At 63.8% G+C, this 599-nt stretch carries 1 rRNA gene and 1 pseudogene; one reads left to right on the top strand and one right to left on the bottom strand.

What is annotated here, in order from left to right:
* Nucleotides 1-308, top strand: a pseudogene (locus tag KWI83_RS39870) (hypothetical protein); the annotation flags it as partial.
* Nucleotides 309-398: 90 nt separating this feature from the next.
* Here KWI83_RS39870 and rrf read toward each other — a convergent pair.
* Nucleotides 399-515, bottom strand: a 5S ribosomal RNA gene (gene rrf / locus KWI83_RS37845).
* Nucleotides 516-599: the final 84 nt, after the last annotated feature.

The following is a 599-nucleotide window of genomic DNA, read 5'->3' as shown; positions in this document are numbered from 1 at the left end:
TCGCGGCGGAAGGCCGGACGGTCACCTCGGTCGTCGTGGCGGAACCCACCGGGTCGGCTGCCCCGGTCGTCGCGGCGTGGCCCGCGATCACGGTCGTCGCGCTGGAACGACGGCCGCGACCCACGATCGCTGTCTCGACGGCCGTAGCCACCACGGTCGTTGTCACGCCGGAAGCCGCCCCGGTCACCACGGTCACTCCGGTCACCGCGGTCGCGTCGGAAACCGCCGCGGTCGCCGCGATCCCCACCATCCCGTCGCCGCTGGTCGCGCTCCGGTTTGTCGTCGGGAGAGTTGGTGGACATCGGTGACTCCTGTCTTCGGTACCGCAAACATTGTAAAAACGAAAGGACCCCTGGTCCCAGCTGAACGCTGGTGACCAGGGGTCCTTCCCAAAGATTGTTCGGCGGCGTCCTACTCTCCCACAGGGTCCCCCCTGCAGTACCATCGGCGCTGTAAGGCTTAGCTTCCGGGTTCGGAATGTAACCGGGCGTTTCCCTCACGCTATAACCACCGAAACCCTATTGGTTTCGAGCGAACAAGCACACTCTTCAATTGTCTGTTCTACTCAAAGCCGGCAACTGTTCGTTACCTCAGAACTG

The sequence above is a fragment of the Streptomyces sp. TRM70350 genome (assembly GCF_019219825.1).
GTDB lineage: Bacteria > Actinomycetota > Actinomycetes > Streptomycetales > Streptomycetaceae > Streptomyces.
The sequence above is the reverse complement of the archived record's forward strand: the minus strand, read 5'-3'. Positions and strand labels throughout refer to the sequence as shown.